Source organism: Morganella psychrotolerans (assembly GCF_001676155.1).
GTDB classification, from domain to species: Bacteria; Pseudomonadota; Gammaproteobacteria; order Enterobacterales; family Enterobacteriaceae; genus Morganella; species Morganella psychrotolerans.
Map to the genome: position 1 here is coordinate 32,339 of NZ_LZEW01000001.1, position 25,953 is coordinate 58,291.

A 25,953-nucleotide genomic window follows, 5' to 3' on the forward strand; every position below is an offset into this window, starting at 1 on the left:
AACTTTGCCTTTTTCTGTGAATTAACTCTCCGGCGGGATAAACCAGGCTGATTTAAAATCAAACCAGCCGAAGGTATTCATTTTGACACCGCGCATACTGCGTTGCCCCTGCAATTCCAGCCAGTGATGGAACAACGGGTAAAGCATCTGTTCATCTACCATCTGTTCGCACCACTGTGCCAGTGACAGCGTGTTCTGACGCCACTGTTTCAGCGGCGTGCGAAAATCATCTGCCAGGCAGCGGTGCAGCAGAGGAAGTTCATACAGGGTGGCAAAGATGGAAAACTCCAGCGGTTTATAGAAGTTTGCGGTGGCAAGCCAGAAATCACTGTCGCTGTTACCGTGAAACCAGGTGTCGTAATCCGTAATAACAATGTGCAGTGTAACGCCGTGCTCAGCCAGCAGCTTTTGCAGTAACTTGCCGATTGCATGGTATTCATGGTGATCGTGATAATAGGTCAGTGTCAGTTCGGTGAGATCTGCCGGCTTTTCACAGGGTGCGATCAGTTTGCTGTGATGCCAGCGCAGCAGCAGACCGTATGCCGGTCGCCAGTGGCGCTGATAGAGCGGGTCGCAATGATACAGCAGGTTGACGGGTGTCATCAGGCTGTTGAGCCAGCAGCGGATATCTTCCCGTTTTCCTTTCTCTGAACGTTTGTCATGAAGGAGAAAGTAACAGCCCTCTTCCATGCGGCTGTCGAGGGAATCACTCTGCGTTCTGTCGTTGCCGATGTGCAGCGTGGTGCAGATCATTTTCTCTTCCAGTTCCGGTACGACGATAACAGACACTTCATCCAGCAGCGCGCGGTAGCCGTAATAATGGTCAAAGGCGCGGATAGTCAGTTTTTTGTCATTGTTACAGACGACCTGATAGGGTCCTGTACCAACCGGATGACGGGCAAAATCCGGCAGTTCCTGCCACTCATGCGGCAGGATAGCCGCATGCGGGCTGCCGGTGAGTACCGGAAACCACTGATCTTCATCACTCAGCGTGATATCAATGATATGAGGGCTATCTGAGCGGACAGTCCGGATATGGCTGAAAAGCGGATGCCGGTCACGCAGGCGTTCAAAGGAGGAGATAATATCCACCATCTGCAATTCCCGCCCGTGGTGAAAAAAGACGGCGGGGCGCAGCCAGAAACGCCATTGTTTATCGCCGGTTTGTTGCCAGTGATGCGCCAGCGCAGGAATAACTTCCCCGTTTTCCTCATTTATTGCAGTCAGACCATTAAAAATCTGGCTGAGCAGATGCACTTCCGAGCGACGCAGCGGAGAACCGGGCAGTAAATTATAAAATGGCCGGTAATAGACAATGCGCAGCAGACTTTTTCCCTGCCGGAAGCTGCGCTCCAACTGGGACAGCACCATTTGGCGCATGGCATCCTTATCATTGACCATCTCAACCAGTTTTTCGATATTATCCTGCTCAATCAACAGTTCGGCGCGCGCGTGCTGTAATTCACGACCACTTTGCAGAAAACTGAGATGTGAGCGCTTACCCCGTCCGGCTTCCGCCTGCCAGTGAAGCCAGCCTGCGCTCTGCATGTTGTTCAGCAGTGAGCGGACATGGCGGCGTGAGCAGTGCAGGATCGCGGCAAGTTCCTGAAGGGTGACATCAGTACTTTGTCCCTGATGGTGCTGCCACAGGCGGATGAATTGATGTTGCAGGCGGGGTGTACTCATAAAAGGGGAACTCCGGTGATTTTTTCATCCATTTATATTTCCTTATATTAGATCCATACTCCTTATCATTAAAGCAGCTCATGATGTCAGTGTGATACCTGACTCACTCCCCATTCTTGAGTAATGGTTATACCCTTATTCATTCAAACTACAGGTTCGTTGGCTGCGTTCAGCTAGCCGGGTCACATACTGATGTATGCTCCCCGTCTACCTTTCCTTGCCGCCTTCCTGCATCTTGAATGACGTCGGGTATATATTAACCGCCAGCCGCAAGGCTGGTTTTTTTTTATGTCTGAATTACAGGGGTATAAAGGCAGGTATAAAAGCAGGTTAAATAGGAAAAAGCTGCCATCACAAAAGGGGATGATGGCAGGGGTTCAAGGGTGGAGATTAACGCAAGAACTCAGGTTGCTGTGATTCAAAACGGGAAATCATATTGTCGTGTTGCAAGGTCAGCCCGATGCTGTCCAGTCCGTTCATCATGCAGTGGCGGCGGAAGGTATCCACAGAGAACGGATAAGCGTTGCCGTTGGCAAAAACAGTTTCTTTTTCCAAATCAACGGTTATTTCTGCGCCGTCGGTGCTCTGCACCCATGCAAACAGCTCATTAATCGCGGCTTCAGGTAATTTCACCGGCAATAATTGGTTGTTAAATGAATTGCCGTAAAAGATATCGGCAAAGCTTGGCGCTATCACCACGTTGAAGCCGTAGTCGGTTAATGCCCACGGTGCGTGCTCACGGGAGGAGCCGCAGCCGAAATTTTCTCGTGCCAGTAAAATCGATGCGCCCTGATAACGCGGAAAATTAAGGACAAAATCCGGGTTTGGCACTTGTCCGTCGTCATCGAGAAAACGCCAGTCATTAAATAAATGCTGCCCGAAGCCGGTGCGGGTGACTTTTTGCAGAAATTGTTTCGGAATGATGGCATCTGTATCCACATTTGCCGTATCCAGCGGGGCGACAATACCCTGGTGTACAATAAATTTTTCCATTATTTCTTCCCCGCTCAGTGCGTTTCAATAGTGCGGATATCGGCGAAACTGCCGGTGACAGCAGCGGCGGCTGCCATTGCCGGGCTGACTAAATGAGTCCGCCCGCCGCGACCCTGGCGTCCTTCAAAGTTACGGTTGCTGGTGGAGGCGCAGCGCTCACCCGGTTCCAGGCGATCATTGTTCATCGCCAGGCACATGGAGCAGCCCGGTAAACGCCATTCAAACCCCGCCTCGGTAAATATTTTGTCCAGACCTTCCGCTTCTGCCTGCGATTTCACCGGACCGGAGCCGGGCACCACTATCGCCTGTACGCCCTGTGCCACTTTGCGACCTTTGGCAACGGCGGCGGCTGCGCGTAAATCTTCAATCCGCGAGTTGGTGCAGGAGCCGATAAAGACTTTGTCGATTTTTACATCGGTTAATTTTTCGCCGGGTGTCAGGTTCATATAGGCAAGTGCTTTTTCAGCCGATGCCCGCTCGACAGGGTCGGTGAAGCTGTCCGGTGCCGGTATCGCCTGGTTGATAGCAATGACCTGACCCGGATTGGTACCCCAGGTGACCTGCGGGGCGATATCGGCGGCCTCAATAATAATTTCGGCATCAAACTGCGCGTCAGCATCTGTTTTCAGCGTTGTCCAGTATGCAACGGCGGCATCCCGGTCAGACTCTTTCGGTGCAAACTGACGACCTTTTATATAATCAAATGTGGTTTGATCCGGGGCAATCATCCCGGCTTTCGCACCCATTTCAATCGCCATATTACACACTGTCATACGACCTTCCATGGAGAGCGCTTCGATGGCATCGCCGCAGAATTCCGCGATATAACCTGTCCCGCCTGCGCTGCCGGTACGCCCGATGATTGCCAGCACAATGTCTTTTGCCGTGACACCGGGTGCGACCTGACCCCGCACTTCTATTTTCAGGGTTTTTGCCCGTGCCTGTTTCAGTGTCTGAGTCGCTAATACATGTTCAACTTCTGATGTGCCGATCCCGAATGCCAGGGAGCCGAACGCGCCGTGGGTCGCGGTGTGGGAGTCTCCGCAGACAATGGTCATACCCGGCAGGGTAATGCCCTGTTCCGGTCCCATCACATGAACAATGCCCTGAAACGGATGGTTTAAGTCATAGAGACGGACACCAAATGCCTCACAGTTTTTCATCAGCTCCTGCATCTGAATGCGCGCCATGTCGCCGCAGGCATTGATATCTTTGGTTTGCGTCGACACATTGTGATCCATGGTGGCAAAGGTTTTTTCCGGGCGGCGCACCGGGCGGTTTTTCGCCCGTAATCCGTCAAACGCCTGCGGTGAGGTCACTTCATGCACCAGATGGCGGTCGATATACAGGATCGGGGTTTCGTTTTCCGCTTCACGAACCACATGGGCATCATATAATTTCTGGTATAAGGTTTTGCCTGTGCGCATTTTAAGCCCCTTCTGTAATTAATCGCGCGATGATATCGCCCATCTCATTTGTGGTGACACTTTTGCCGTTGCCCGCGACATCTCTTGTCCGGTAACCGGCGTTCAGGGCGTTATTAACCGCATTTTCGATGCTGTCGGCCGCAGCGTTCTGTCCCAGACTGAAACGCAGCATCATGGCAGCAGATAAAATTTGTGCGACCGGATTGGCAATGTTTTGTCCGGCGATATCAGGCGCGGAGCCGCCCGCCGGTTCATATAATCCGAATTTTTCCGCATTCAGACTGGCAGATGGCAGCATACCCATGGAGCCTGTGATCATGGCGCACTCATCAGAGATAATGTCGCCGAAAAGGTTTGAGCAGAGAATGACATCAAACTGGGACGGATCTTTTACCATCTGCATGGCGGCGTTATCGATATACATGTGTGACAGCGCGACATCCGGATATTGCTGCGCGGTCTCAGTGACCACTTCGCGCCATAACACGGAACTTTGCAGCACATTGGCTTTGTCGATAGAGGTCACTTGTTTGCGGCGTTTTTGTGCGGATGCAAAGGCAATATGGGCGATACGCTCGATTTCATAGCGGTGATATACCTCGGTATCATAAGCACGCTCATATTTACCTTCTCCTTCGCGACCTTTCGGCTGACCGAAGTAGATCCCGCCGGTCAGTTCGCGGACACACAGGATATCAAAGCCGCGTGCGGCGATATCACTGCGCAGCGGGCAGAATGCTTCCAGCGCCGGATAGAGTCTGGCAGGGCGCAGGTTACTGAATAATTTAAAGTGAGCACGTAATGGCAGCAGTGCACCACGCTCCGGCTGTGAATCCGGCGGCAGTTTTTCCCATTTCGGACCACCGACAGAGCCGAATAAAACAGCATCAGCCTGTTCACAGCCTTTCAGTGTGGCAGGCGGCAGCGGGTGTCCGTGATTGTCGATAGCGATACCGCCGACATCATATTCACTGGTGGAGATGGTCAGATTAAAGCGCCCGCGTACGGCATTCAGCACTTTGTAAGCCTGTGCCATAATTTCAGGGCCGATTCCGTCGCCCGGTAAAACAGCAACATGGTATTTTTCTGATGTTTTTTTTGCGTTATGTTCCGACATAGTTACACCGCTTCCTTTGTTTCTGTCTTGTTATTGGTTGCGTCATCTGACTGAATTCGTTGTTTTTCTTCTTTGACCTGACCCGCCCGCCAGATGCTGTTAATGGCATGAATGATAGCCTGCGCGGATGACTCCACAATATCGGTAGCCAGTCCCATGCCGTGGTATTTGCGGCCTTCGTGTTCCACTACAATATTGACCTGTCCCAGCGCGTCCGTTCCCTGACCTTTGGCGGTCAGCTGATACGAGGCGAGTGTCAGGGAATACCCAGCTATCCGGCGGATAGCTTCATAAGCGGCGTCAACAGGACCGTTCCCCTGGGCGGATTCAGAGATAATCTCCGTGCCCGCCTGCATTCTGACTGTTGCCGAGGCTTTCACGCCGGTGCCTGACTGGGTATTGATGAATGCCAGAGAGAAGTGCTCCGGCTCTGCATGCTGTTGTTTCATAAACACCAGCGCTTCCAGGTCATAATCAAACACCTGACCTTTTTTGTCCGCCAGTTGCAGGAAATCGGCATACAATTCATCCAGGTTATAATCCGTTTCCTGATAGCCCATTTCTGCCATGCGGTGTTTTACCGCCGCGCGTCCGGAGCGGGAGGTCAGGTTAATTAAATTGTCTTTTAACCCGATGCTGTCCGGCGTCATGATTTCGTAGGTTTCGCGGTTTTTAATCACGCCGTCCTGGTGAATACCGGAGGAGTGAGAGAAAGCATTGCTGCCGACCACAGCCTTGTTCGGCGGCACAGGAGTGTTGCATAACTGGCTGACTAACTGGCTGGTGCGGTAAATTTCTTTGTGGTTGATCCCTGTGCGCACGCCTAACATTTTTTCGCGCACTTTTATCGCCATCACCACTTCTTCCAGTGCGCAGTTACCGGCGCGTTCGCCTAATCCGTTGATTGTGCCTTCTATTTGTCGTGCGCCCGCCTGAACGGCAGTGATGGAGTTCGCAACAGACATGCCCAAATCATCGTGGCAATGGACTGAAATGATGGTTTTATCAATATTGGGTACGCGGTTGAATAATTCACTGATGATCCCGCCGAACTGATACGGCGTGGTGTAACCGACCGTGTCAGGGATATTGACCGTGGTGGCACCGGCGTTAATTGCGGCTTCCACAATGCGGCATAAATCATCAATATCAGTGCGCCCGGCATCTTCGCAGGAGAATTCGACGTCATCGGTAAAGCGGCGGGCATGTTTGATGGAGCCGACCGCCATATCGATGATGTCCGCAAAGGTTTTGCGTAATTTGGTTTTGACGTGGATCCCGGAGGTCGCCAGTACCATATGTAATCTGAATGCTTCCGCGACTTTCAATGATTCAGCAGCGGCATCAATATCTCCGATAACACAGCGCGATAACGCGGCTATCCGGCTGTTTTTAATCTCACGGGCGATAGTCTGAACAGACTGAAAGTCGCCCGGAGAGGAGACAGGAAAGCCCGCCTCAATAATATCCACGCCCATGCGCTCGAGCTGGAATGCAATCTGTAATTTCTCTTTGACACTGAGACTGGCCTGTAATGCCTGCTCCCCGTCACGCAGTGTGGTATCAAAAATGATGACGTTATCGCTCATGTTGTGATCCTCTTTATTCTTATTTGTTCTGTTTTCCGGTTTGCAGGTATAAAAAAACCCGCGACATTTGCGCGGGTTCTTCAGCTCTCAGGGAGAAAGTTTACCTCATACTTTCAGCCACCAGCCCGCCACGCGCAGTTAAGGCGATAATTAGCAGACGGTTTAGGCGGAAAGTGGATGACATAATAATGACCTTCTTTGTTGATATCTGATGAGTGATGAGCATGGCCTGATGGAGTGCCGTGTCGTGCGATGTATTATTGATACTGAATATGGCAAGGGATGTCAACACCGGCCTTTCGCAGGAGATATCAGCGAACGGAGAAAAAAAGGGCATAATACAGCGACATCGACTAATTTATAAAAATTAATCAGCGTTTTCATCTATAAGCTGGCTCAATGATTGGGTTAATATTTCAGCACGATTTTTTTTACAGATAATCTGAATCAATTGAGTAAGCAGGGAACGCGGGTAACCGGCAGTGCTTTCGCCGGCTACATCCTGAATGACGTTGGGTATATTTTTAATTAGGTTAACATGCAAAATTGAATTTTTTTATGCTGATAAAAGACAATTTAATTATGAATAAACACAATCTTTGTTTTATTATCTCTCTGCGTGAAAATTAAATTAATAAAGCAGTGTTGGTTTATTACTAATATGAATAAGTTACTGCCTTTAAATATTTAAATAGTATGCATCGTGATGATGATGCGCATCAGCGTATTCAGAACCGTACAAGGAAGAGACTCAATTATTAAATTAATAATCAATTGAGATAATGGATTTTAATTTTGCGTTTATTTGTCATTTCTATTAATGACATGATTCATATTGAAATCATTATAATAATTTATTGGAGTTTAAGATGACTGAATACACCTCAGTGGCAGATGTAAAAGAAGAATCCGGTGAAACAAACCTGCGTAATGTAGACCTTAACTTATTGACCGTGTTTGATGCGGTGATGCAAATGCAGAATGTTACCCGGGCTGCTGAACTTTTAGGTATGTCACAACCTGCTGTCAGTAATGCAGTGTCAAGACTTAAGGTCATGTTTAATGACGAATTATTTGTCCGTTACGGGCGGGGCATCCAGCCGACGGCCAGAGCGAAACAGTTATTCGGCCCTGTAAGACAGGCGCTGCAACTGGTACACAATGAGTTACCGGGCGCCGGATTTGACCCGGCAACCAGTGAGCGGACATTTAACCTGTCAATATCCAGCCCGTTAGATATTCGCTTAACGGATAAAATCATTGAACAGGTTAAACAGCACAGTAAAAAAATTAATATCAATATTCAGTCATATATGAGTAAAAATATTGAGCATGATCTGAAATATCAGGAAACAGATTTTGCCATCAGTTATAATCGTTTCGATAAACCAAACTATAACCATCACTTATTGTTTAACGATCAATTATCACTGGTTGCTGCCCGTCATCATCCCCGCGTACAATACTCTATTTCTGAGAAGCAGATTTTCACTGAGCAACATGCGGTTGTCGCGCTCGATTTAATTGATTCATTCAGCGCACCCTACTACGAAAACAATGAATTGCTGCGGGCTATTGTTTATCAGGGAACGAATTTAATCAGCGTGCTGAATATTGTCTCTAAAACAGAATTGGTCGCGATTGCGCCTAAGTGGCTTATCCAGCTTTATTCTTCTCTGCTGCCTATCCAGGAAGTGCAACTGCCGTGGGACAAAGTCAGCCGCCCGGCATTTCTAATCTGGCATGAAGCCTGTGCGCGGGATAAAGGTCATCAATGGATGAAAGCGCTGCTGAGCCAGTTCACTCACAGTATTTAATCACTCATTTAAGTCACGATGTCCTCCCGGTGGGCCGGTTTTCCTGCCGGGGGATTTTTTTGTGATCCCGCTATTGCAAAGATAACTAAATTTGCTTTTGTTCCCGCAGACAACAAGCTACACTTGCTGAAAATCTCAGCTTACACCTGTAAGCTGAAAGTAATTCCATAACGTGGAACCGCGCAGTATGGCGGCACAGTAAAGGAAACGCGTGTGACAAATACAAATTTGCATCACTATCATTTAGTGACGCGGCTGCAACAGCAGAAACAACAACGGGGCGACAAAATTGCACTGCGTCAGTGGTGTGAACAGGGACAGAATACGGATTATACCTGGCGGCAGGTTGGCGCGTTCAGTGAAAATCTGGCACACGCGCTGCTGGCGGAAGGTGTGAGTATACAGGAAAATATTGCCATATTTTCACACAACAGCGCCCTGTGGACGCTGGTTGATCTGGCTGTGTTACAGTGCCGCGCCATTGTTGTGCCGCTGTATGCCACCAGCAATGATGAGCAGGCTGCCTATATTATTAATGATGCGCAGACGCGTATTCTGTTCGTCGACGGACAAAAACAGGCGGAAATTGCGCTGTCATTATTGGAACAGTGCCCGACATTGGCGAAAATCATTATTATGGATCCGGAAACGGCCGCCATACCGTCGCATCCTGCCGTCTGTACCCTGCACCAGTTTATGGACCGGGATGTCAGTGCATCTGCTCAGGAACTGAGTCAGCGGATTGCAGATTGTTCACTTGACGACCTCTTCACCCTTATTTATACCTCCGGCACCACCGGCGAGCCGAAAGGCGTGATGCTGGATTACCGCAATGTTGCGGCTCAGCTCTATCTGCATGATGAGCGCCTGACACTGAATGAAAATGATACCTCGCTCAGTTTTCTGCCGCTGACCCATGTGTTCGAACGTGCCTGGAGCTTTTATGTGATGCACACCGGGGCGCTCAATGTTTACCTCAGTGACACCAACTTAGTCCGCGAAGCACTGATTTCAGTGAAACCAACGGTGATGTGTGCCGTTCCCCGTTTCTATGAAAAAGTATTCAGCGGTATCTACAAAAAAGTGGCGCAGGCACCCTGGTATAAGCGGGCACTGTTCCACTGGGCAGTGCGTACCGGCAAGAAAACGCTGGATGCACAACAGCAGGGAAAACCCTTGTCATGGCTGGCAACGCGCTGTGATAATGTTGCCCGTCAGCGGGTACTGAGTAAATTACGCGATGTTCTGGGCGGCAATATCCGCTTTTTACCGGCGGCAGGCGCGCGTCTGGATGATGAAATTATCCGTTTCTTCCTCGCCATCGGTATTAATATCAAATACGGCTACGGCATGACTGAAACTTGTGCCACCGTCTCCTGCTGGGAAAATACCGGTTACCGTCTCGGTTCGATTGGTGTGCCGCTGCCGGATGTGGACGTGCGTATCGGTGAGAAAAATGAGATTCAGGTGCGCGGACCTGTCGTAATGCGTGGTTATTACAATAAACCGGAAGAGACGCGTCAGGCCTTTACGGAAGATGGCTGGCTGCGTACCGGGGATGCCGGTGAGCTGGATGAGCAGGGCAATCTGTTTATCACTGAGCGCCTTAAAGATCTGATGAAAACCTCCAACGGCAAATACATTGCGCCGCAGATGCTGGAAGGCACGCTGGGTCAGGATCGTTTTATCGAGCACATTGCGATTGTGGCGGATGCACGCAAATTTGTGTCGGCGCTGATTGTCCCGTGTTTTGATACCCTGGAAGAGCACGCCCGCGCACTGAATCTCAAGTATCTCGATCGCATGGAGTTACTGAAAAACAGCCAGATTGTGGCACTGTTTGAGAGCCGCCTGAAAGAGCTGCAAAAAAATATTGCCGCATTCCATCAGGTCAAACGCTTTACACTGCTGCCGCAGAACTTCTCTATGGAGCTTGGCGAACTCACGCCGACCCTGAAATTACGCCGCAAAGTGATTGCGCAGCGTTATCATCAGGAAATTGAATCCATGTATACCGAGTAATTCTCTCAAATGGCGCCGCACATTTCGTGTGCGGTGCCATTTTTATATCCCGTTGGTTTTTCCTCTCCTCTCAGTGAACTCTGCTTTGCGATATGGCGCTGTCCGGCATGATCGTCTGCGGATCACAACATTTCCCTTATTCCTCTTTCCGTGCAGCATTGGCGGCGGAAAAAACGCATTTGCCAGCACCGTCAGTTTGTCGTTATGTTAATCCTCAGATAACTAAAAACAGACAAACACATCACTTGCAGTTATAACCCGCAATCACGGGCAGGAGAGCATTTATGGAGAGGTTGACAGGGGCAGAGATGATCGTGCGCTCGCTTATTGATGAAGGCGTGGCGCATGTTTTCGGCTATCCGGGCGGCGCGGTGCTGGATATTTATGACGCACTGCACACGGTGGGCGGCATCGGACACATTCTTGTCCGCCACGAGCAGGCGGCGGTTCACATGGCGGACGGCTATGCCCGCGCCACCGGTAAAACCGGCGTGGTGCTGGTGACATCCGGTCCCGGTGCGACCAATGCGATTACCGGCATTGCCACTGCCTATATGGATTCTGTGCCGCTGGTGGTGCTGTCAGGGCAGGTCGCGAGTGCGCTTATCGGCAACGATGCATTTCAGGAAGTCGATATGGTGGGGATCTCCCGCCCGGTGGTGAAACACAGCTATCTTATCCATGATGTGGCTGATATTCCTGCCACCATCAAAAAAGCCTTTTATCTGGCACAAACCGGACGACCGGGACCTGTGGTTATTGATTTTCCTAAAGATATCGTCCAGCAAAAACATGAATACAGCTATCCGGCGCGGGTCAGTCTGCGCTCTTATAACCCGACAGGCGCGGGGCATAAAGGGCAGATAAAACGCGCGCTTATCACGCTGATGCAGGCAAAGCGTCCGGTAATGTATGTCGGCGGCGGGGTTGTCAGTGCGCAGTGCAGTCCGGAAATTTTCACCCTGGCAGAAAAACTGCGGTTGCCGGTCGCCCTCTCCCTGATGGGGCTGGGTGCATTTCCCGGTACTCACCCGCAGTGTGTCGGGATGTTAGGTATGCACGGAACGTATGAAGCGAACAATACCATGCATCACAGTGATGTGATTTTTGCGGTCGGCGTGCGCTTTGATGACCGGACAACCAATAATCTGGAAAAATATTGCCCAGAGGCAACCATTATTCATATTGATGTCGATCCTGCGTCCATTTCAAAAACGGTGGCAGCCGATATCCCGATTGTCGGGGATGCAAAACTGTGTCTGGCACAGATGCTGCTGCAACTGGAATCCCTTGAGGACGGACAGGATCCGGACGCGCTGTGTGACTGGTGGCGGCGTATTGATCACTGGAAAGAAAAGCAGTGTCTGGCGATAGATGAGAAGGGTGACAAAATCAAGCCGCAGACAGTGATCCGCACCTTGTGGGAACTGACGGAAGGCAACGCGTATGTGACCTCTGATGTCGGGCAGCATCAGATGTTTGCTGCGCTCTATTACCCGTTTGATGAGCCCCGTCACTGGATAAACTCCGGCGGGCTGGGCACGATGGGTTTCGGTTTACCGGCGGCACTGGGTGTCCGGCTGGCAAAACCGGACGATATGGTTGTCTGCGTGACGGGTGACGGCAGCATTCAGATGAATATCCAGGAGCTCTCCACCGCACTGCAATTTAATCTGCCGGTGCTGGTGCTGAATCTGAACAACCGCTTCCTCGGCATGGTCAAACAGTGGCAGGACATGGTGTATGACGGACGTCATTCACACTCGTATATGGACTCATTACCGGATTTTGTAAAACTGGCGGAAGCCTACGGACACAAAGGTATCGCAATCAGCGACAAAGCCACATTGCGTGAGCAGCTTACAGAGGCATTGCGTATCGTCCGTGAAGAAAAACGGCTGGTATTTGTTGATGTGCAGGTGGATGAAAAAGAACATGTTTATCCGATGCACATCCGCAACGGCGGCATGGATGAAATGTGGTTAAGCAAAACGGAGAGGACCTGATTATGCGGCGGATTCTGTCAATCTTATTAGAAAACGAAACGGGAGCCTTATCTCGTGTGGCAGGGCTTTTTTCTCAGCGCGGTTATAATATCGAAAGTATCACAGCCGCCCCGACTGACGATCCGTCATTGTTTCGTCTGACGATCCAGACCAAAGGGGATGCCCGTGTGCTGGAGCAGATAGAAAAGCAGCTCAACAAGCTGGTGGATGTGTTCCGTGTGACGGAACTGAGTGCCGCAACGCATATTGAGCGCGAAGTGATGCTGGTGAAATTACAGGCAAGCGGTTATGCGCGTGATGAAATCAAACGAAGCACTGATATCTTCCGCGGGCAGATTGTGGATGTCACCGCAACACTCTATACCGTACAACTGACCGGGACGAGTGAAAAGCTGGACGCCTTTCTGGATGCAGTGCGCGGCTTTGCTGAAATTGTCGAAATCGCCCGTTCCGGCATCGTCGGGATGTCGCGGGGTGATAAAATAATGCGATGAAATATTCGTGGTGAAAGGGTAAACTACGGGTTCTTCTTGTTGGCCCTCTTTTCAGGGCCGTTCCTGATTTGTAAGGGGTTAACGTGAAACTGGATGAAATCGCCCGACTTGCCGGTGTGTCACGCACGACGGCCAGTTATGTCATCAACGGAAAAGCAAAACAATATCGTGTGAGTGACAAAACTGTCGAAAAAGTGATGGCGGTGGTTCGTGAGCATAATTACCATCCGAACGCGGTTGCGGCAGGTTTGCGTGCAGGTCGTACGCGCTCTATCGGGCTGGTTATTCCTGATTTGGAAAATACCAGTTATACCCGTATCGCTAATTATCTCGAACGCCAGGCACGGAGCCGGGGTTATCAGCTGCTGATAGCCTGTTCGGAAGATCAGCCGGATAACGAAATCCGCTGTGTGGAGCATCTGTTACAGCGTCAGGTGGATGCAATTATTGTCTCTACCGCTCTGCCGCCGGAGCATCCGTTCTATCAGCGCTGGGCAAACCGGTCATTGCCGATTGTCGCGCTTGACCGTGCGCTGGAAAACGAACATTTTATCAGTGTGGTCGGGGATGATTTTGAAGATGCCAAAATGTTGGCATCTGAATTACGCCGGTTCCCGGCAGAATCTGTGGTGTATCTGGGTGCTCTGCCTGAGCTCTCTGTCAGCTTCCTGCGTGAGCAGGGTTTCCGTGAAGCCTGGGAAGGCGATGCACGGAATGTGAATTTCCTGTACGCGGGCAGTTATGAGCGGGAAGCCTCAGCGAAAGCATTCAACACCTGGCTGGAAAGCAATCCGATGCCGGATGCGCTGTTTACCACCTCTTTTGCTTTGTTGCAGGGTGTGATGGATGCAACGCTTGCGCGCAGTGGTCGTCTGCCTAATCAGCTGGTTATCGCGACCTTTGGTGATCATGAACTGCTTGATTTCCTGGAGTGTCCGGTTCTGTCTGTGGCTCAGCGTCACCGCGATATTGCTGAGCGTGTTCTGGAACTGGTGCTGGCAAGTCTTGATGAAAAACAGAAACCGGCTGCCGGAATTACCCGGATCCGTCGTGACCTTTGCCGTCGTGGAAGTTTAAGCCGCCGGTAATTATTTCGGCCCATAATTTATGGTTTACTCTGATACCTATACGAAAACGTATAGGTATTTTTATTTAGTCCCCGGAAAAATAGCCGAAAAACTCATTTTAAGAGAAATCCTAAGATTTTTTTTTCATTTTTGCTGATTGACAGAAATTGACAAATTTTACAGCAGGCTATTTTCAATCGGTAAATACACTTATTTGAGGTAAGGATATTTACGGATCAATATAGTTTCCTCATTAAGATTATGCCTATATAATTGATTTGGTGAACATTTAATTTTTAATGATTGAATAATTACATAGTGTAACAAATAACAGCAAAGTGACTTTCCGGAGTACAAACCCGGAGCGGTATGGTGTAACGGTGAATTTTTATCCTGAAAGTGAGTAGTGGCTCGCAAAAATGCATCTTTCTTTCATCATATTCGGTATAATTTACCCCTGTTAGCTGAGTGTGTATTATGTGATTTTTTTTTCTGATTTGAATCAGTGTGTTACCTGAATTCTGTTCCCTGAAGCTAAAAATACCATATTTTCTCACCCCCCTGTTCCCCGACGATAGATCCGAAACCTTGTCAGCTCTGGCTTGACAAGCTTTTCGTACCATTCGTAAACTCTGTAAGTGGGGAATTGTGGGTGGATGTGGTAAATCCGGGAAAAAAGGGCGGAGAAACGAATGTTTCGTGGTGCAACACTGGTGAGTCTTGATGGCAAAGGGCGGATTACTGTACCGACAAGGTACCGGTCGCTGCTTGCCGAAAAGTCAGAGGGAAAGATGATATGCACCATCGATCTCCACCAGCCGTGTTTGTTGCTTTATACCTTACCGGAGTGGGAACTGATCGAACTGAAACTGGCACAGTTATCCTCTATGATCCCTGCCGAGCGCCGGGTTCAGCGGTTACTGCTCGGGCACGCCGCGGAATGCCAGATGGACAGCGCAGGACGTCTTTTGTTAGCCGGTACGTTACGTACCCATGCGCGGCTAACCAAAGAGGTTATGTTAGTCGGACAGTTCAATAAGTTTGAATTGTGGGATGAACAAACCTGGTATCAGCAGGTGCAGGATGACATTTCCGCCGAACAGACGGCATCTGAACCTTTATCAGCCCGGTTACAGGATTTATCACTTTAAATGACAGAGAGTCAGTTTCAGCATACCAGTGTCTTACTGGACGAGGCCGTCAACGGATTAACTATCCGTAAAGACGGAATTTATATCGACGGTACATTTGGCCGTGGCGGGCATTCCCGTCTGATTTTATCGCAGCTTGGTGAACAGGGCCGTCTGATAGCAATAGACCGTGATCCGCAGGCGATTGCTGCCGCAGCACTGATTGACGATCCGCGTTTTTCCATCGTTCACGGTCCGTTTTCCGGTATTGCCGGATACGTCAATGACCTGGGACTGAATGGTCAGATTGACGGCGTGTTGCTGGATTTGGGTGTGTCTTCCCCGCAACTGGATGACCCGGAGCGCGGATTTTCGTTTATGCGTGACGGACCACTGGATATGCGGATGGACCCGACCCGGGGTATTTCTGCGGCGCAGTGGCTGACAGAAGCGAAAGAAGAAGATATTGCGTGGGTACTGAAAAATTTTGGTGAAGAGCGTTTTTCCAAACGTATTGCCCGCGCCATTGTTGAGCGTAATCAGACTGAAGAGCCGCTGACAAGAACAAAACACCTTGCGTCACTGATAGCAGCGGTTTCTCCGGTGACAGAAAAACATAAACATCCGGCAACACGCAGCTTCCAGGCTATCCGTATTTATGTGAACAGTGAACTGGATGAAATCCGCCAGGCGCTGACAGGTGCATTAAGCATTCTGGCACCCGGCGGGCGTTTATCGGTAATCAGCTTCCATTCACTGGAAGACCGGATTGTTAAGCAGTTTATGCGTAATGAGAGCCGTGGTCCGCAGGTTCCGCGCGGATTACCGCTGACAGAAGCTCAGTTGAAAGCGCACGGTACACCATCACTGAAACTGGCGGGAAAAATGAAACCGTCTGAGCAGGAAATCAGTGTTAATCCGCGCGCGCGCAGTTCTGTTCTGCGTTTTGCTGAGAAAGTAGATAACGAATGACAACGGAACGGCACAATTTAGCCCGCGTTATCTGCCGTGATATGTTACGCCACGGGTTTATCCCTGCGATTTTATTTGTCGCCGTGATAATCAGTGCCATTTTTGTGGTGATCACGGCACATAAAACGCGTCTGCTGACCGCTGAGCGGGAGCACCTTGTGCTGGAACGTAATTCGCTGGATATCGAGTGGCGTAATCTGATTCTGGAAGAGAACGCATTAGGGGATCACAGCCGTGTGGAGCGTATGTCTGTTGAGCGTCTCAGCATGCAGCATGTGGATCCTGCAAATGAACAAATTGTCGTAACAAAATGACGAAGGCATGAAGAGCAAAAAAAACAGCAGGCAAAACACGCGGTGGCGCCCGTATTAAGCGCCCGGAAGAAAAAGCCAGTTTTATAAGCTGGCGTTTTGCGTTGTTATGCGGCGGGATTGGTCTTGCGTTAGCCGCACTGCTGATACGGGTGGCGTATTTACAGATTATTAACCCGGACATGCTGGTCAAAGAAGGGGATATGCGCTCCCTGCGGGTTCAGGAAATCCCGACAGCCCGCGGCATGGTAAGTGACCGCATGGGTCGCCCGCTGGCTGTCAGTGTGCCGGTAAATGCCGTCTGGGCTGATCCGAAAGAGTTAGCGGACAAAGGCGGGGTAGGGGATGACACCCGCTGGCGCGCGCTGTCTGAAGCGCTGAATATTCCGCTGGATCAGGTTAAGCGCAAAGTCACGGCAAACCCGAAAGGCCGCTTTGTGTATCTGGCACGTCAGGTTAACCCGACCATCGGCGATTATGTGAAAAAACTGAATCTGCCGGGTATCTATCTCCAGGCGGAATCAAAACGTTACTATCCGGCAGGCTCGGTGACGGCTCATATCATTGGTGTCACGAATATCGATGACCAGGGTATTGAAGGGGTTGAGAAGAGTTTCGACCGCTGGCTGACTGGGGTGCCGGGACAGCGCACAGTCCGTAAAGATCGCAGCGGACGGGTGATTGAAGATACGATTTCTCAGGAAAGCCAGGCGGGTCATAACCTGACGCTCAGTATTGATGAGCGTTTACAGGCACTGGTGTTCCGTGAAATCAGCAGTGCGGTGGCGCTGAATAAAGCCGAATCCGGCACGGCGATTCTGGTGGATGTGAATACCGGGGAGATTCTGGCGATGGCAAACAGCCCGTCATACAACCCGAACAATCTCCAGGGTACACCGAAAGATTCGATGCGCAACCGCGCTATTACCGATATTTTTGAACCGGGCTCGACGGTAAAACCGATGGTGGTTATGAGTGCTCTGCACAATAACATCATCAAACCTAACAGCGTGGTGAATACCTATCCATACCGAATCAGTGGTCATGAAATCAAGGATGTCGGGCGTTATGCCGAACTGACCATCACAGGTATTTTACAGAAATCGAGTAACGTAGGGGTTTCACGACTTGCGTTAGCGATGCCCGCTCAGGAACTCGTGGACGTCTATTCGCGTTTCGGGCTGGGAAGACCGACCAATCTGGGGCTGGTCGGAGAAAGCAGTGGCATATATCCAAGTAAAAAAACACGGTGGTCGGAACTTGAAAGGGCCACCTTTTCTTTTGGCTACGGGCTGATGGTAACACCGTTACAGTTAGCGCGGGCTTACGCAACAATAGGCAGTTTCGGGATTTACCGCCCGCTCTCCATCACAAAAGTCGATCCGCCGGTGCCGGGCACCCGTGTCTTCCCTGAGCCGGTGATGAAAACCGTGGTTCAGATGATGGAAAGTGTGGCATTACCCGGCGGCGGCGGAACGCGCGCGGCTATCAAAGGGTATCGCGTGGCGATTAAAACCGGGACGGCGAAAAAAGTGGGCGACGACGGGAAATATGTTAACCGTTATATCGCGTATACCGCCGGTGTCGCACCGGCGAGTCGTCCACGCTTTGCGCTGGTTGTGATTATCAATGACCCGCAGGGCGGCAAGTATTACGGGGGTGCGATCTCCGCACCGGTATTCGGTGCCATCATGGGCGGTGTTTTGCGCACAATGAATGTGGAACCCGACGCGTTGCCGCCGGAAGAACAAACTAACGACGTGGTTACTACAAAACCAAAAGAGGGTACAAGTGGCAGATCGTAATTTGCGCGATTTACTCGCGCCGCTCGGTGTTGATGCACCGGCGAAGGCGTTACGTGATATGACCTTAGACAGTCGCAAAGCGGCTGCCGGAGATCTGTTCCTGGCGGTAAAAGGTCATCAGTCGGACGGACGTCACTATATTCCTCAGGCGATTGCACAGGGTGTGGCGGCGGTTGTAGCCGAAGCGGAAGGCACGGCAGAAGACGGCAGCGTACAGATCCTGCACGGCGTACCGGTTGTGTATCTGAGCCACCTCAATGAAAAATTATCCCGTCTGGCGGGTGAGTTTTACCACCACCCGGCGCAGCGCCTGAAACTGATTGGTGTTACCGGCACGAACGGCAAAACCACCACCACGCAACTGCTCGCACAGTGGACACAGGCAATGGGTGAAACCAGTGCGGTGATGGGAACGGTCGGTAACGGCTTGCTCGGGCATGTTATCCCGACAGAAAATACCACGGGCTCTGCTGTTGATATTCAGCTTGAGCTGGACAAACTGGCAGCCAAAGGTGCAACCGTTGCAGCAATGGAAGTCTCCTCTCACGGTCTGGTACAGAGCCGTGTTGCCGCGTTGGCGTTCCGGGCGGCTGTGTTCACAAATTTAAGTCGTGATCATCTTGATTATCACGGCGATATGGCCAATTACGAAGCCGCCAAATGGCTGCTCTTCTCAACCCATCACAGCGAACAAAAAATTATTAATGCGGATGATGAGACAGGGCAAAAATGGCTGGCGAATCTGCCTCAGGCAGTTGCTGTTACCATGGAAAACCGTCTGCCGGCAAACTGGCAGGGGCGCTTTCTGAAAGCGACTGCGGTGGATTATCACGACAGCGGCGCACATATCACCTTTACCTCAAGCTGGGGTGACGGCGAACTGGACAGCCCGTTAATGGGCGCGTTTAACGTCAGTAACCTGTTAGTCGCGGCGGCAACACTGCTGGCGCTGGGTTATGAACTGAACAGCTTACTGCGCAGTGCAACGTCTTTAGCGCCGGTCTGCGGGCGCATGGAAGTGTTCAGTGCTGAAAACCGTCCGACTGTTGTGGTTGATTACGCTCACACCCCGGACGCACTGGAAAAAGCCCTGAGTGCGGCGCGCCTGCATACCAAAGGCAAACTCTGGTGTGTCTTTGGTTGCGGCGGGGATCGCGATAAAGGCAAACGTCCGCTGATGGGGGCAATTGCCGAGCAGGAGTCTGATGTGGTGGTGATAACAGACGACAATCCGCGCAGCGAAGAGCCACAGGCAATTATCAATGACATCATGTCCGGTCTGGTTGATACCTCGCGCGCACTGCCTATCCCGGGACGCGCCGAAGCCGTCACCTTTGCGGTGATGCAGGCGAAAGCCGACGACGTGGTGCTGGTGGCAGGGAAAGGTCATGAAGATTATCAGTTGGTCGGCAGCCGCCGTCTGGACTATTCCGATCGTCTGACAGTCGCCCGGTTGCTGGGAGTGCTCGCATGATACCCGTCTCTCTTGCTGACATCGCACAACTGACCGGCGGGGAGCTTATCCTCAGCGGTCATGCGGCATCAGAACAGGTTGAAAGCGTCACAACAGACAGTCGCACTATCGGCAGTAACGCCCTGTTTATCGCCCTGGCAGGTGAGCATTTTGATGCGCACGATTTTATTCAGGATGTGGTAGCGAAAGGTGTCACAGCCGTGGTGGTTAACCGCCGTACAGAGGTTAACTGCCCGCAGATTATTGTAGATGATACCCGCATTGCGCTGGGCGCGATTGCAAAAGGTAACCGCCTGCGCAGTCAGGCAAAGGTGGTTGCGCTCACCGGATCATCCGGTAAAACCTCCGTCAAAGAAATGACGGCGGCTATTTTACAGCAGGCGGGTGAAACCCTGTTTACTGCCGGCAATTTCAATAATGATATTGGTGTGCCGCTGACCTTACTGCGTCTGACGGAAAAACATCAGTTTGCTGTTATCGAGCTGGGTGCCAATCATACCGGCGAGATTGCGTACACGGTTGCGATGACCTGCCCGCAGACGGCGCTGGTTAATAATCTGTTTGCCGCGCACATTGGTGAGTTCGGTTCTGCCGACGCGATAGCGCAGGCAAAAGGCGAGATTTTTGCCGGTCTGACTGACGAGGGCACGGCAATCATCAATCTGGAGAGCAATGACCTTGCGAACTGGCAGTCACATCTGACATCCCGCCAGACCCGCTGGTGCTTTTCCGTTGATCCGCACCCGCAGGCAGATTTTTACGCCACAAACGTGGTGATAAACCCGCTGACGACTGATTTTACACTTCACACACCGGCTGGCAGTACCGCTGTCACCCTGCCGTTACCGGGCCGCCATAATATTGCGAATGCACTGGCTGCTGCCGCGCTGGCAATATCCGCCGGTGCAACACTGACGGATATTCGCAGCGGACTGGCGCAGGTCAGAGCAGTGCCGGGGCGTTTATACCCGATAGCACTGGCGCCGGGCAAACTGTTGGTGGATGACACCTACAATGCTAATGACGGCTCACTGATTGCTGCTATCCGTGTGCTGGCACAATTACCGGGCTACCGTATCCTGGTCACCGGTGATATTGCAGAATTAGGTGAATACGCACAGGCGAACCACCGCAAAGTCGGGCAGGCAGCCCGCGACGCCGGACTGGACGCCGTCTTTAGTGTCGGTAAGTTCAGTCACTATATCAGCGACGAATGTCAGGGACGCCATTTTGCTGATAAATCAACCTTAATCGCTGAGCTGACCCCGTTGTTAGCTCAGCATCCGTCCATTTCAATTTTAGTTAAAGGTTCACGCAGCTCCGCAATGGAAGAAGTTGTGCACGCCTTGCAGGAGACTATCCCATGCTGACCTGGCTGGCCGAATATCTGGTGCAGTTCCATACTGCGTTTAACGTCTTTTCGTATCTGACGTTCCGCGCCATTGTTGGTCTGCTGACCTCACTGATTATTGCATTATGGATGGGACCGCATGTGATTGCGTATCTTCAGAGAATGCAGATTGGTCAGGTTGTCCGCAGCGAAGGACCTGAATCGCACTTCAGTAAGCGTGGCACGCCGACGATGGGCGGCATGATGATCCTCTTCTCTATCGTTATTTCAGTGCTGCTGTGGGCGCGGCTGGATAACCCGTATGTCTGGTGTGTGCTGCTGGTACTCATCGGCTACGGCGTTGTCGGTTTTGTGGATGATTACCGCAAAGTGGTGCGCAAAGACACCAAAGGGCTGATTGCCCGCTGGAAATATTTCTGGCAGTCCGTGCTGGCGCTGGCGGTTGCATTCAGTATGTATGCCATCGGTAAAGACACGGCAGCCACACAGTTAGTTGTGCCGTTCTTTAAAGATGTGATGCCGCAGCTGGGTCTGCTTTATATCCTGCTGGCTTACTTTGTGATTGTCGGCACCAGCAACGCGGTGAATTTAACTGATGGTCTGGATGGTCTGGCAATTATGCCGACGGTCTTTGTTGCCGCCGGATTTGCACTGGTGGCCTGGGCGACCGGTAACGTAAATTTTGCACATTATCTGAGCATTCCGTATCTGCCGTATGCCGGGGAATTGGTGATTGTCTGCACGGCAATTGTCGGGGCGGGGCTTGGTTTCCTCTGGTTTAACACCTATCCGGCGCAGGTTTTCATGGGTGATGTCGGCTCGCTGGCACTCGGAGGGGCGCTCGGAACGATTGCTGTACTGCTGCGTCAGGAATTCCTGCTGCTGATTATGGGTGGCGTATTTGTGGCAGAAACACTGTCGGTGATTTTACAGGTTGGCTCCTTCAAGTTACGCGGTCAGCGTATCTTCCGGATGGCACCTATTCATCATCATTATGAATTAAAAGGCTGGCCTGAACCGCGGGTGATTGTCCGTTTCTGGATTATCTCTCTGATGTTAGTGCTTATTGGTCTGGCGACACTCAAGGTACGTTAATCATGACGAATTATCAGGGGAAAGACATTGTAATTGTCGGGCTCGGTTTAACCGGGCTTTCCTGTGTGGATTTTTTTATGTCGCGCGGCGTCACGCCACGGGTCATGGACAGCCGCACTTCCCCGCCCGGCATGGATAAATTGCCGGACGGCATTGAGTGTCACTGCGGGGGTTTTGAGCCGCAATGGTTGCTGGATGCAGATTTGATTGTCGCAAGTCCCGGTGTGGCAGTAAGCACCCCTGAACTGTATGCGGCGGCGCAGTCGGGTGTTGAAATTATCGGTGATATTGAATTATTCGCCCGCGAAGTAACAGTACCGGTGGTGGCGATTACCGGCTCTAACGGCAAAAGCACCGTCACCTCACTGGTTGGTGAGATGGGGCGCTGTGCCGGGTTACGCACAGGTGTCGGCGGTAATATCGGTTTACCGGCACCGGAACTGCTGAAAGAAGCGTATGACCTGTGTGTGCTTGAGTTATCCAGCTTTCAGCTGGAAACCACATTCAGCCTGAGTGCGGCTGCCGCCACTGTGCTGAATGTGACGGAAGATCATATGGATCGTTACCCGCAGGGATTAGAACAGTATCGCGCGGCAAAACTGCGTGTCTACCATAATGCACCGGTGTGTGTGTATAACGCAGAAGACGCACTGACACAGCCGGGTTGTGATTGTAACTCTGCTGACTATGTCAGTTTCGGCAGCGATACCGGTGATTACTGGCTGAATACTGAAGAGCAGGCGCTCTATTTCCACGGTGAAAAACTGCTCGATTGCAGTGAAATGATCCTGCACGGGCAGCACAATTATTGTAATGCCCTGGCTGCCCTCGCGCTGGCAGATGCCGTGAATATTCCGCGTGAAGGGGCTTTGCAGGCACTGCGCACCTACAGCGGGCTGGCGCACCGTTTCCAACTGGTGCATGAAGCGGCAGGTGTGCGCTGGATTGATGACTCCAAAGCAACGAACGTCGGCAGTACGGAAGCCGCACTGAACGGATTACGGGTGGATGGCTGTCTGCATCTGCTGCTGGGCGGTGACGGAAAATCGGCTGATTTCTCGCCGCTGTTGCCGTATCTGGGCGGGGATAATATCCGCTTATATTGCTTTGGTCGTGACGGCGCACAACTGGCGCAACTGCGCCCGGATGTGTCTGTGCTGACTGACACGATGGAGCAGGCAATGCGTACATTAGCGCCGGTGCTGGCGGCGGGCGATATGGTGCTGTTATCACCGGCCTGTGCCAGTCTGGATCAGTTCCGTAATTTTGAAGTGCGCGGGCGCGAATTTACCCGTCTGGCGCAGGAGCTGAGTGCATGAAATTTCCCGGATCACAGCGTCTGAAAAACTGGCTTATCGGCGAACGAAACGGTGAGTTCAGCACGGTTGTTATGTACGACCGGACATTGCTGTGGTTTGCTCTGGGGCTGGCGGCGGTCGGTTTTGTGATGGTGACATCCGCCTCAATGCCTGTCGGGCAGCGGCTGGCGGAAGATCCGTTTTATTTCGCCAAGCGTGACGGCGGGTTTTTAATTTTTTCTTTTATTGTTGCTGTTGTCGTCATGCGCTTTCCGCTGGAAATGTGGCAGCGTTACAGCACATTACTGCTGATTGGTACGGTCGCCGGGCTGATTATTGTGCTCGGCGTGGGCAGCTCAGTTAACGGGGCATCGCGCTGGATTGCTATCGGGCCGATGCGTATTCAGCCTGCGGAAGTCTCCAAACTGGCGCTGTTTGTTTATCTGGCAAGCTATCTGGTGCGCAAAGTGGAAGAGGTCAGAAATAATTTCTGGGGATTCTGCAAGCCGATGGGCGTGATGTTTATACTGGCGGTATTACTGCTGTTACAGCCGGACTTAGGTACTGTGGTGGTGCTGTTTGTCACCACACTGGCGCTGCTGTTTCTGGCAGGTGCGAAGATGTGGCAGTTTATCTCTATCATCGGCATTGGCGCGGCAGCCGTTGTGTCGCTGATTATTGCTGAGCCGTACCGTATGCGCCGTGTGACCTCCTTTCTTGACCCGTGGGAAGATCCGTTCGGCAGCGGTTATCAGTTAACACAGTCACTGATGGCGTTCGGGCGTGGTGATTATCTCGGGCAGGGGCTGGGTAACTCCATCCAGAAAATGGAATACCTGCCGGAAGCGCATACCGACTTTATTTTTGCCATCCTCGGGGAAGAACTGGGGTATGTGGGCGTGATCCTTGTGCTGCTGATGGTCTTTTTTGTTGCGTTCCGCGCGATGGTGATTGGTCGCCGCGCATTGCAGCTTGACCAGCGTTTTGCTGGTTTTCTGGCATGTGCCATCGGGATCTGGTTCAGTTTTCAGTCACTGGTCAATGTGGGTGCAGCCTCCGGTATGCTGCCGACCAAAGGGCTGACACTGCCGCTTATCAGTTACGGTGGCTCCAGTTTAGTGATTATGACCGTAGCCATCGCGTTGTTGCTGCGGATTGATTTTGAAACCCGTCTGGCAAAAGCCCAGGCATTCTCAAGGAGAGCGCGATGAGTAATAAAGCCCCCCGTCTGATGGTTATGGCCGGCGGAAGCGGCGGACATGTATTTCCGGGGCTTGCGGTTGCGCACTATTTGCAGACTCAGGGCTGGGATATCCGCTGGTTGGGAACACGCGACCGGATGGAAGCTCAGCTGGTGCCGAAACACGGTATTGATATTGATTTTATTGAAATTACCGGGTTACGTGGCAAAGGTCTTAAAGCCATGCTGACCGCGCCGTTTCGCATCGCAAAAGCGATAAAACAGGCGAAAAAAATTATGCGGGACTATCAGCCTGATGCTGTACTCGGCATGGGCGGGTTTGTTTCCGGTCCCGGTGGTGTTGCTGCATGGCGCTGCGGTATCCCGGTTATCCTGCATGAACAAAACGGTGTTGCGGGTCTGACCAACGGCTGGTTATCCAAAATCGCCACGACCGTGTTACAGGCATTTCCGGGCGCATTTGCGGACGCGCCGGTAGTCGGAAATCCTGTGCGCGAAGACCTGCTGGTGTTGCCGGCACCTGCGCAACGCTTTGCCGGGCGCGAAGGACCAATCCGGATACTGGTGATCGGCGGTAGTCAGGGCGCACGAATTCTGAACCAGACAGTGCCGGAAGTGGCGGAATTAATGGGTGATGCAGTCTGTATCCGCCATCAGGCCGGAAAAGGCAGTATGGAAAGCACACTGGCACTGTATAACGAACACAATTCAGCGGATAATGTCACTGTCACTGAATTTATTGATGATATGGCGGATGCTTATACCTGGGCGGATGTGGTTATCTGCCGCTCCGGTGCACTGACCGTCAGTGAAATTTCTGCCGTGGGTCTTGGCGCTGTTTTTGTGCCGTTTCAGCATAAAGATCGTCAGCAGTACCGGAACGCGCTGCCGCTGGAAAACGCCGGTGCCGCGGTTATCCTTGAGCAGCCTGCATTTACGGCGCAGGCGGTGGCAGGATACTTACAGGAGTGGGACAGACCGCGCCTGCTGAAAATGGCAGAGCAGGCAAACAGTGTGGCCATTACCGATGCCACCAAACGAGTGGCAGATGCAATTATTGCGGCTGCAAAAAAACACTAACGAATTGATATAGCGAAT

20 protein-coding genes are annotated in these 25,953 nt (G+C 51.5%); 15 read left to right on the forward strand and 5 right to left on the reverse strand.

What is annotated here, in order from left to right:
* Positions 1 to 21: 21 nt before the first annotated feature.
* From sgrR to leuA, 5 genes are all read right to left on the reverse strand, one after another.
* On the reverse strand, positions 22 to 1,686 hold the full coding sequence (gene sgrR / locus AYY16_RS00130) for an HTH-type transcriptional regulator SgrR (RefSeq protein ID WP_067360457.1): 1,665 nt from the start codon (positions 1,684 to 1,686) through the stop codon (positions 22 to 24).
* Positions 1,687 to 2,076: 390 nt separating this feature from the next.
* Positions 2,077 to 2,679 (reverse strand): 3-isopropylmalate dehydratase small subunit, encoded by a 603-nt coding sequence (gene leuD, locus AYY16_RS00135; RefSeq protein ID WP_067360460.1) that lies wholly within the window; start codon positions 2,677 to 2,679, stop codon positions 2,077 to 2,079.
* 14 nt (positions 2,680 to 2,693) lie between these two features.
* Entirely contained in the window at positions 2,694 to 4,106 is a 1,413-nt protein-coding gene (gene leuC, locus AYY16_RS00140) for a 3-isopropylmalate dehydratase large subunit (RefSeq protein ID WP_067360463.1), read from the reverse strand.
* A gap of 1 nt (position 4,107) precedes the next feature.
* Positions 4,108 to 5,223: a 3-isopropylmalate dehydrogenase gene (leuB, locus tag AYY16_RS00145; protein WP_067360466.1), complete on the reverse strand. Its 1,116-nt coding sequence runs from the start codon at positions 5,221 to 5,223 to the stop codon at positions 4,108 to 4,110.
* 2 nt (positions 5,224 to 5,225) lie between these two features.
* A complete protein-coding gene (gene leuA / locus AYY16_RS00150) occupies positions 5,226 to 6,812 on the reverse strand; it encodes a 2-isopropylmalate synthase (protein ID WP_067360469.1) in 1,587 nt (528 codons plus the stop codon).
* An 869-nt stretch (positions 6,813 to 7,681) separates the two neighbouring features.
* Between leuA and leuO the strand changes: the two genes are divergently transcribed.
* The 15 genes from leuO (at position 7,682) to murG (ending at position 25,935) form a co-directional block, all read left to right on the forward strand.
* Complete coding sequence (gene leuO, locus AYY16_RS00155) at positions 7,682 to 8,629, forward strand: transcriptional regulator LeuO (RefSeq protein WP_067360472.1); 948 nt, start codon at positions 7,682 to 7,684, stop codon at positions 8,627 to 8,629.
* Between the two features lie 213 nt (positions 8,630 to 8,842).
* A complete protein-coding gene (locus AYY16_RS00160; RefSeq protein ID WP_067360475.1) occupies positions 8,843 to 10,651 on the forward strand; it encodes an AMP-dependent synthetase/ligase in 1,809 nt (602 codons plus the stop codon).
* A 284-nt stretch (positions 10,652 to 10,935) separates the two neighbouring features.
* Positions 10,936 to 12,657 (forward strand): acetolactate synthase 3 large subunit, encoded by a 1,722-nt coding sequence (ilvI, locus tag AYY16_RS00165; RefSeq protein WP_067360478.1) that lies wholly within the window; start codon positions 10,936 to 10,938, stop codon positions 12,655 to 12,657.
* Between the two features lie 2 nt (positions 12,658 to 12,659).
* Positions 12,660 to 13,151, forward strand: coding sequence for an acetolactate synthase small subunit (ilvN, locus tag AYY16_RS00170; protein WP_067360484.1), 492 nt, complete (start codon positions 12,660 to 12,662; stop codon positions 13,149 to 13,151).
* A gap of 83 nt (positions 13,152 to 13,234) precedes the next feature.
* Entirely contained in the window at positions 13,235 to 14,239 is a 1,005-nt protein-coding gene (gene cra, locus AYY16_RS00175; protein WP_067360487.1) for a catabolite repressor/activator, read from the forward strand.
* 671 nt (positions 14,240 to 14,910) lie between these two features.
* On the forward strand, positions 14,911 to 15,369 hold the full coding sequence (gene mraZ / locus AYY16_RS00180) for a division/cell wall cluster transcriptional repressor MraZ (protein WP_067360489.1): 459 nt from the start codon (positions 14,911 to 14,913) through the stop codon (positions 15,367 to 15,369).
* On the forward strand, positions 15,370 to 16,320 hold the full coding sequence (gene rsmH, locus AYY16_RS00185) for a 16S rRNA (cytosine(1402)-N(4))-methyltransferase RsmH (RefSeq protein ID WP_067360491.1): 951 nt from the start codon (positions 15,370 to 15,372) through the stop codon (positions 16,318 to 16,320). It begins immediately after the preceding gene.
* Positions 16,317 to 16,634 carry a cell division protein FtsL gene (gene ftsL / locus AYY16_RS00190; RefSeq protein ID WP_067360495.1) on the forward strand — a complete coding sequence of 106 codons (318 nt, stop codon included), beginning with the start codon at positions 16,317 to 16,319 and terminating at the stop codon, positions 16,632 to 16,634. Before rsmH ends, ftsL begins: the two co-directional genes overlap by 4 nt.
* Positions 16,635 to 16,687: 53 nt before the next feature.
* Entirely contained in the window at positions 16,688 to 18,436 is a 1,749-nt protein-coding gene (ftsI, locus tag AYY16_RS00195; protein WP_067360498.1) for a peptidoglycan glycosyltransferase FtsI, read from the forward strand.
* Positions 18,423 to 19,910, forward strand: a complete 1,488-nt coding sequence (murE, locus tag AYY16_RS00200; protein WP_067360501.1) for a UDP-N-acetylmuramoyl-L-alanyl-D-glutamate--2,6-diaminopimelate ligase — start codon at positions 18,423 to 18,425, stop codon at positions 19,908 to 19,910. Before ftsI ends, murE begins: the two co-directional genes overlap by 14 nt.
* Positions 19,907 to 21,280 (forward strand): UDP-N-acetylmuramoyl-tripeptide--D-alanyl-D-alanine ligase, encoded by a 1,374-nt coding sequence (murF, locus tag AYY16_RS00205; RefSeq protein WP_067360504.1) that lies wholly within the window; start codon positions 19,907 to 19,909, stop codon positions 21,278 to 21,280. The genes murE and murF overlap by 4 nt, the downstream gene beginning before the upstream one ends.
* Complete coding sequence (gene mraY, locus AYY16_RS00210) at positions 21,274 to 22,356, forward strand: phospho-N-acetylmuramoyl-pentapeptide-transferase (RefSeq protein WP_067360507.1); 1,083 nt, start codon at positions 21,274 to 21,276, stop codon at positions 22,354 to 22,356. Before murF ends, mraY begins: the two co-directional genes overlap by 7 nt.
* Before the next feature lie 2 nt (positions 22,357 to 22,358).
* Complete coding sequence (murD, locus tag AYY16_RS00215; protein ID WP_067360510.1) at positions 22,359 to 23,675, forward strand: UDP-N-acetylmuramoyl-L-alanine--D-glutamate ligase; 1,317 nt, start codon at positions 22,359 to 22,361, stop codon at positions 23,673 to 23,675.
* A complete protein-coding gene (gene ftsW, locus AYY16_RS00220) occupies positions 23,672 to 24,865 on the forward strand; it encodes a cell division protein FtsW (protein ID WP_067360514.1) in 1,194 nt (397 codons plus the stop codon). Before murD ends, ftsW begins: the two co-directional genes overlap by 4 nt.
* On the forward strand, positions 24,862 to 25,935 hold the full coding sequence (gene murG, locus AYY16_RS00225; RefSeq protein ID WP_067360517.1) for an undecaprenyldiphospho-muramoylpentapeptide beta-N-acetylglucosaminyltransferase: 1,074 nt from the start codon (positions 24,862 to 24,864) through the stop codon (positions 25,933 to 25,935). The genes ftsW and murG overlap by 4 nt, the downstream gene beginning before the upstream one ends.
* Positions 25,936 to 25,953: the final 18 nt, after the last annotated feature.

Bases quoted from the DNA above. Each gene is read 5' to 3' on its own strand.
- sgrR (WP_067360457.1), bottom strand. From the start codon at position 1,686: ATGAGTACACCCCGCCTGCAACATCAATTCATCCGCCTGTGGCAGCAC.
- leuD (WP_067360460.1), bottom strand. From the start codon at position 2,679: ATGGAAAAATTTATTGTACACCAGGGTATTGTCGCCCCGCTGGATACG.
- leuC (WP_067360463.1), bottom strand. From the start codon at position 4,106: ATGCGCACAGGCAAAACCTTATACCAGAAATTATATGATGCCCATGTG.
- leuB (WP_067360466.1), bottom strand. From the start codon at position 5,223: ATGTCGGAACATAACGCAAAAAAAACATCAGAAAAATACCATGTTGCT.
- leuA (WP_067360469.1), bottom strand. From the start codon at position 6,812: ATGAGCGATAACGTCATCATTTTTGATACCACACTGCGTGACGGGGAG.
- leuO (WP_067360472.1), top strand. From the start codon at position 7,682: ATGACTGAATACACCTCAGTGGCAGATGTAAAAGAAGAATCCGGTGAA.
- ilvI (WP_067360478.1), top strand. From the start codon at position 10,936: ATGGAGAGGTTGACAGGGGCAGAGATGATCGTGCGCTCGCTTATTGAT.
- ilvN (WP_067360484.1), top strand. From the start codon at position 12,660: ATGCGGCGGATTCTGTCAATCTTATTAGAAAACGAAACGGGAGCCTTA.
- mraZ (WP_067360489.1), top strand. From the start codon at position 14,911: ATGTTTCGTGGTGCAACACTGGTGAGTCTTGATGGCAAAGGGCGGATT.
- rsmH (WP_067360491.1), top strand. From the start codon at position 15,370: ATGACAGAGAGTCAGTTTCAGCATACCAGTGTCTTACTGGACGAGGCC.
- ftsL (WP_067360495.1), top strand. From the start codon at position 16,317: ATGACAACGGAACGGCACAATTTAGCCCGCGTTATCTGCCGTGATATG.
- murF (WP_067360504.1), top strand. From the start codon at position 19,907: ATGATACCCGTCTCTCTTGCTGACATCGCACAACTGACCGGCGGGGAG.
- mraY (WP_067360507.1), top strand. From the start codon at position 21,274: ATGCTGACCTGGCTGGCCGAATATCTGGTGCAGTTCCATACTGCGTTT.
- murD (WP_067360510.1), top strand. From the start codon at position 22,359: ATGACGAATTATCAGGGGAAAGACATTGTAATTGTCGGGCTCGGTTTA.
- ftsW (WP_067360514.1), top strand. From the start codon at position 23,672: ATGAAATTTCCCGGATCACAGCGTCTGAAAAACTGGCTTATCGGCGAA.
- murG (WP_067360517.1), top strand. From the start codon at position 24,862: ATGAGTAATAAAGCCCCCCGTCTGATGGTTATGGCCGGCGGAAGCGGC.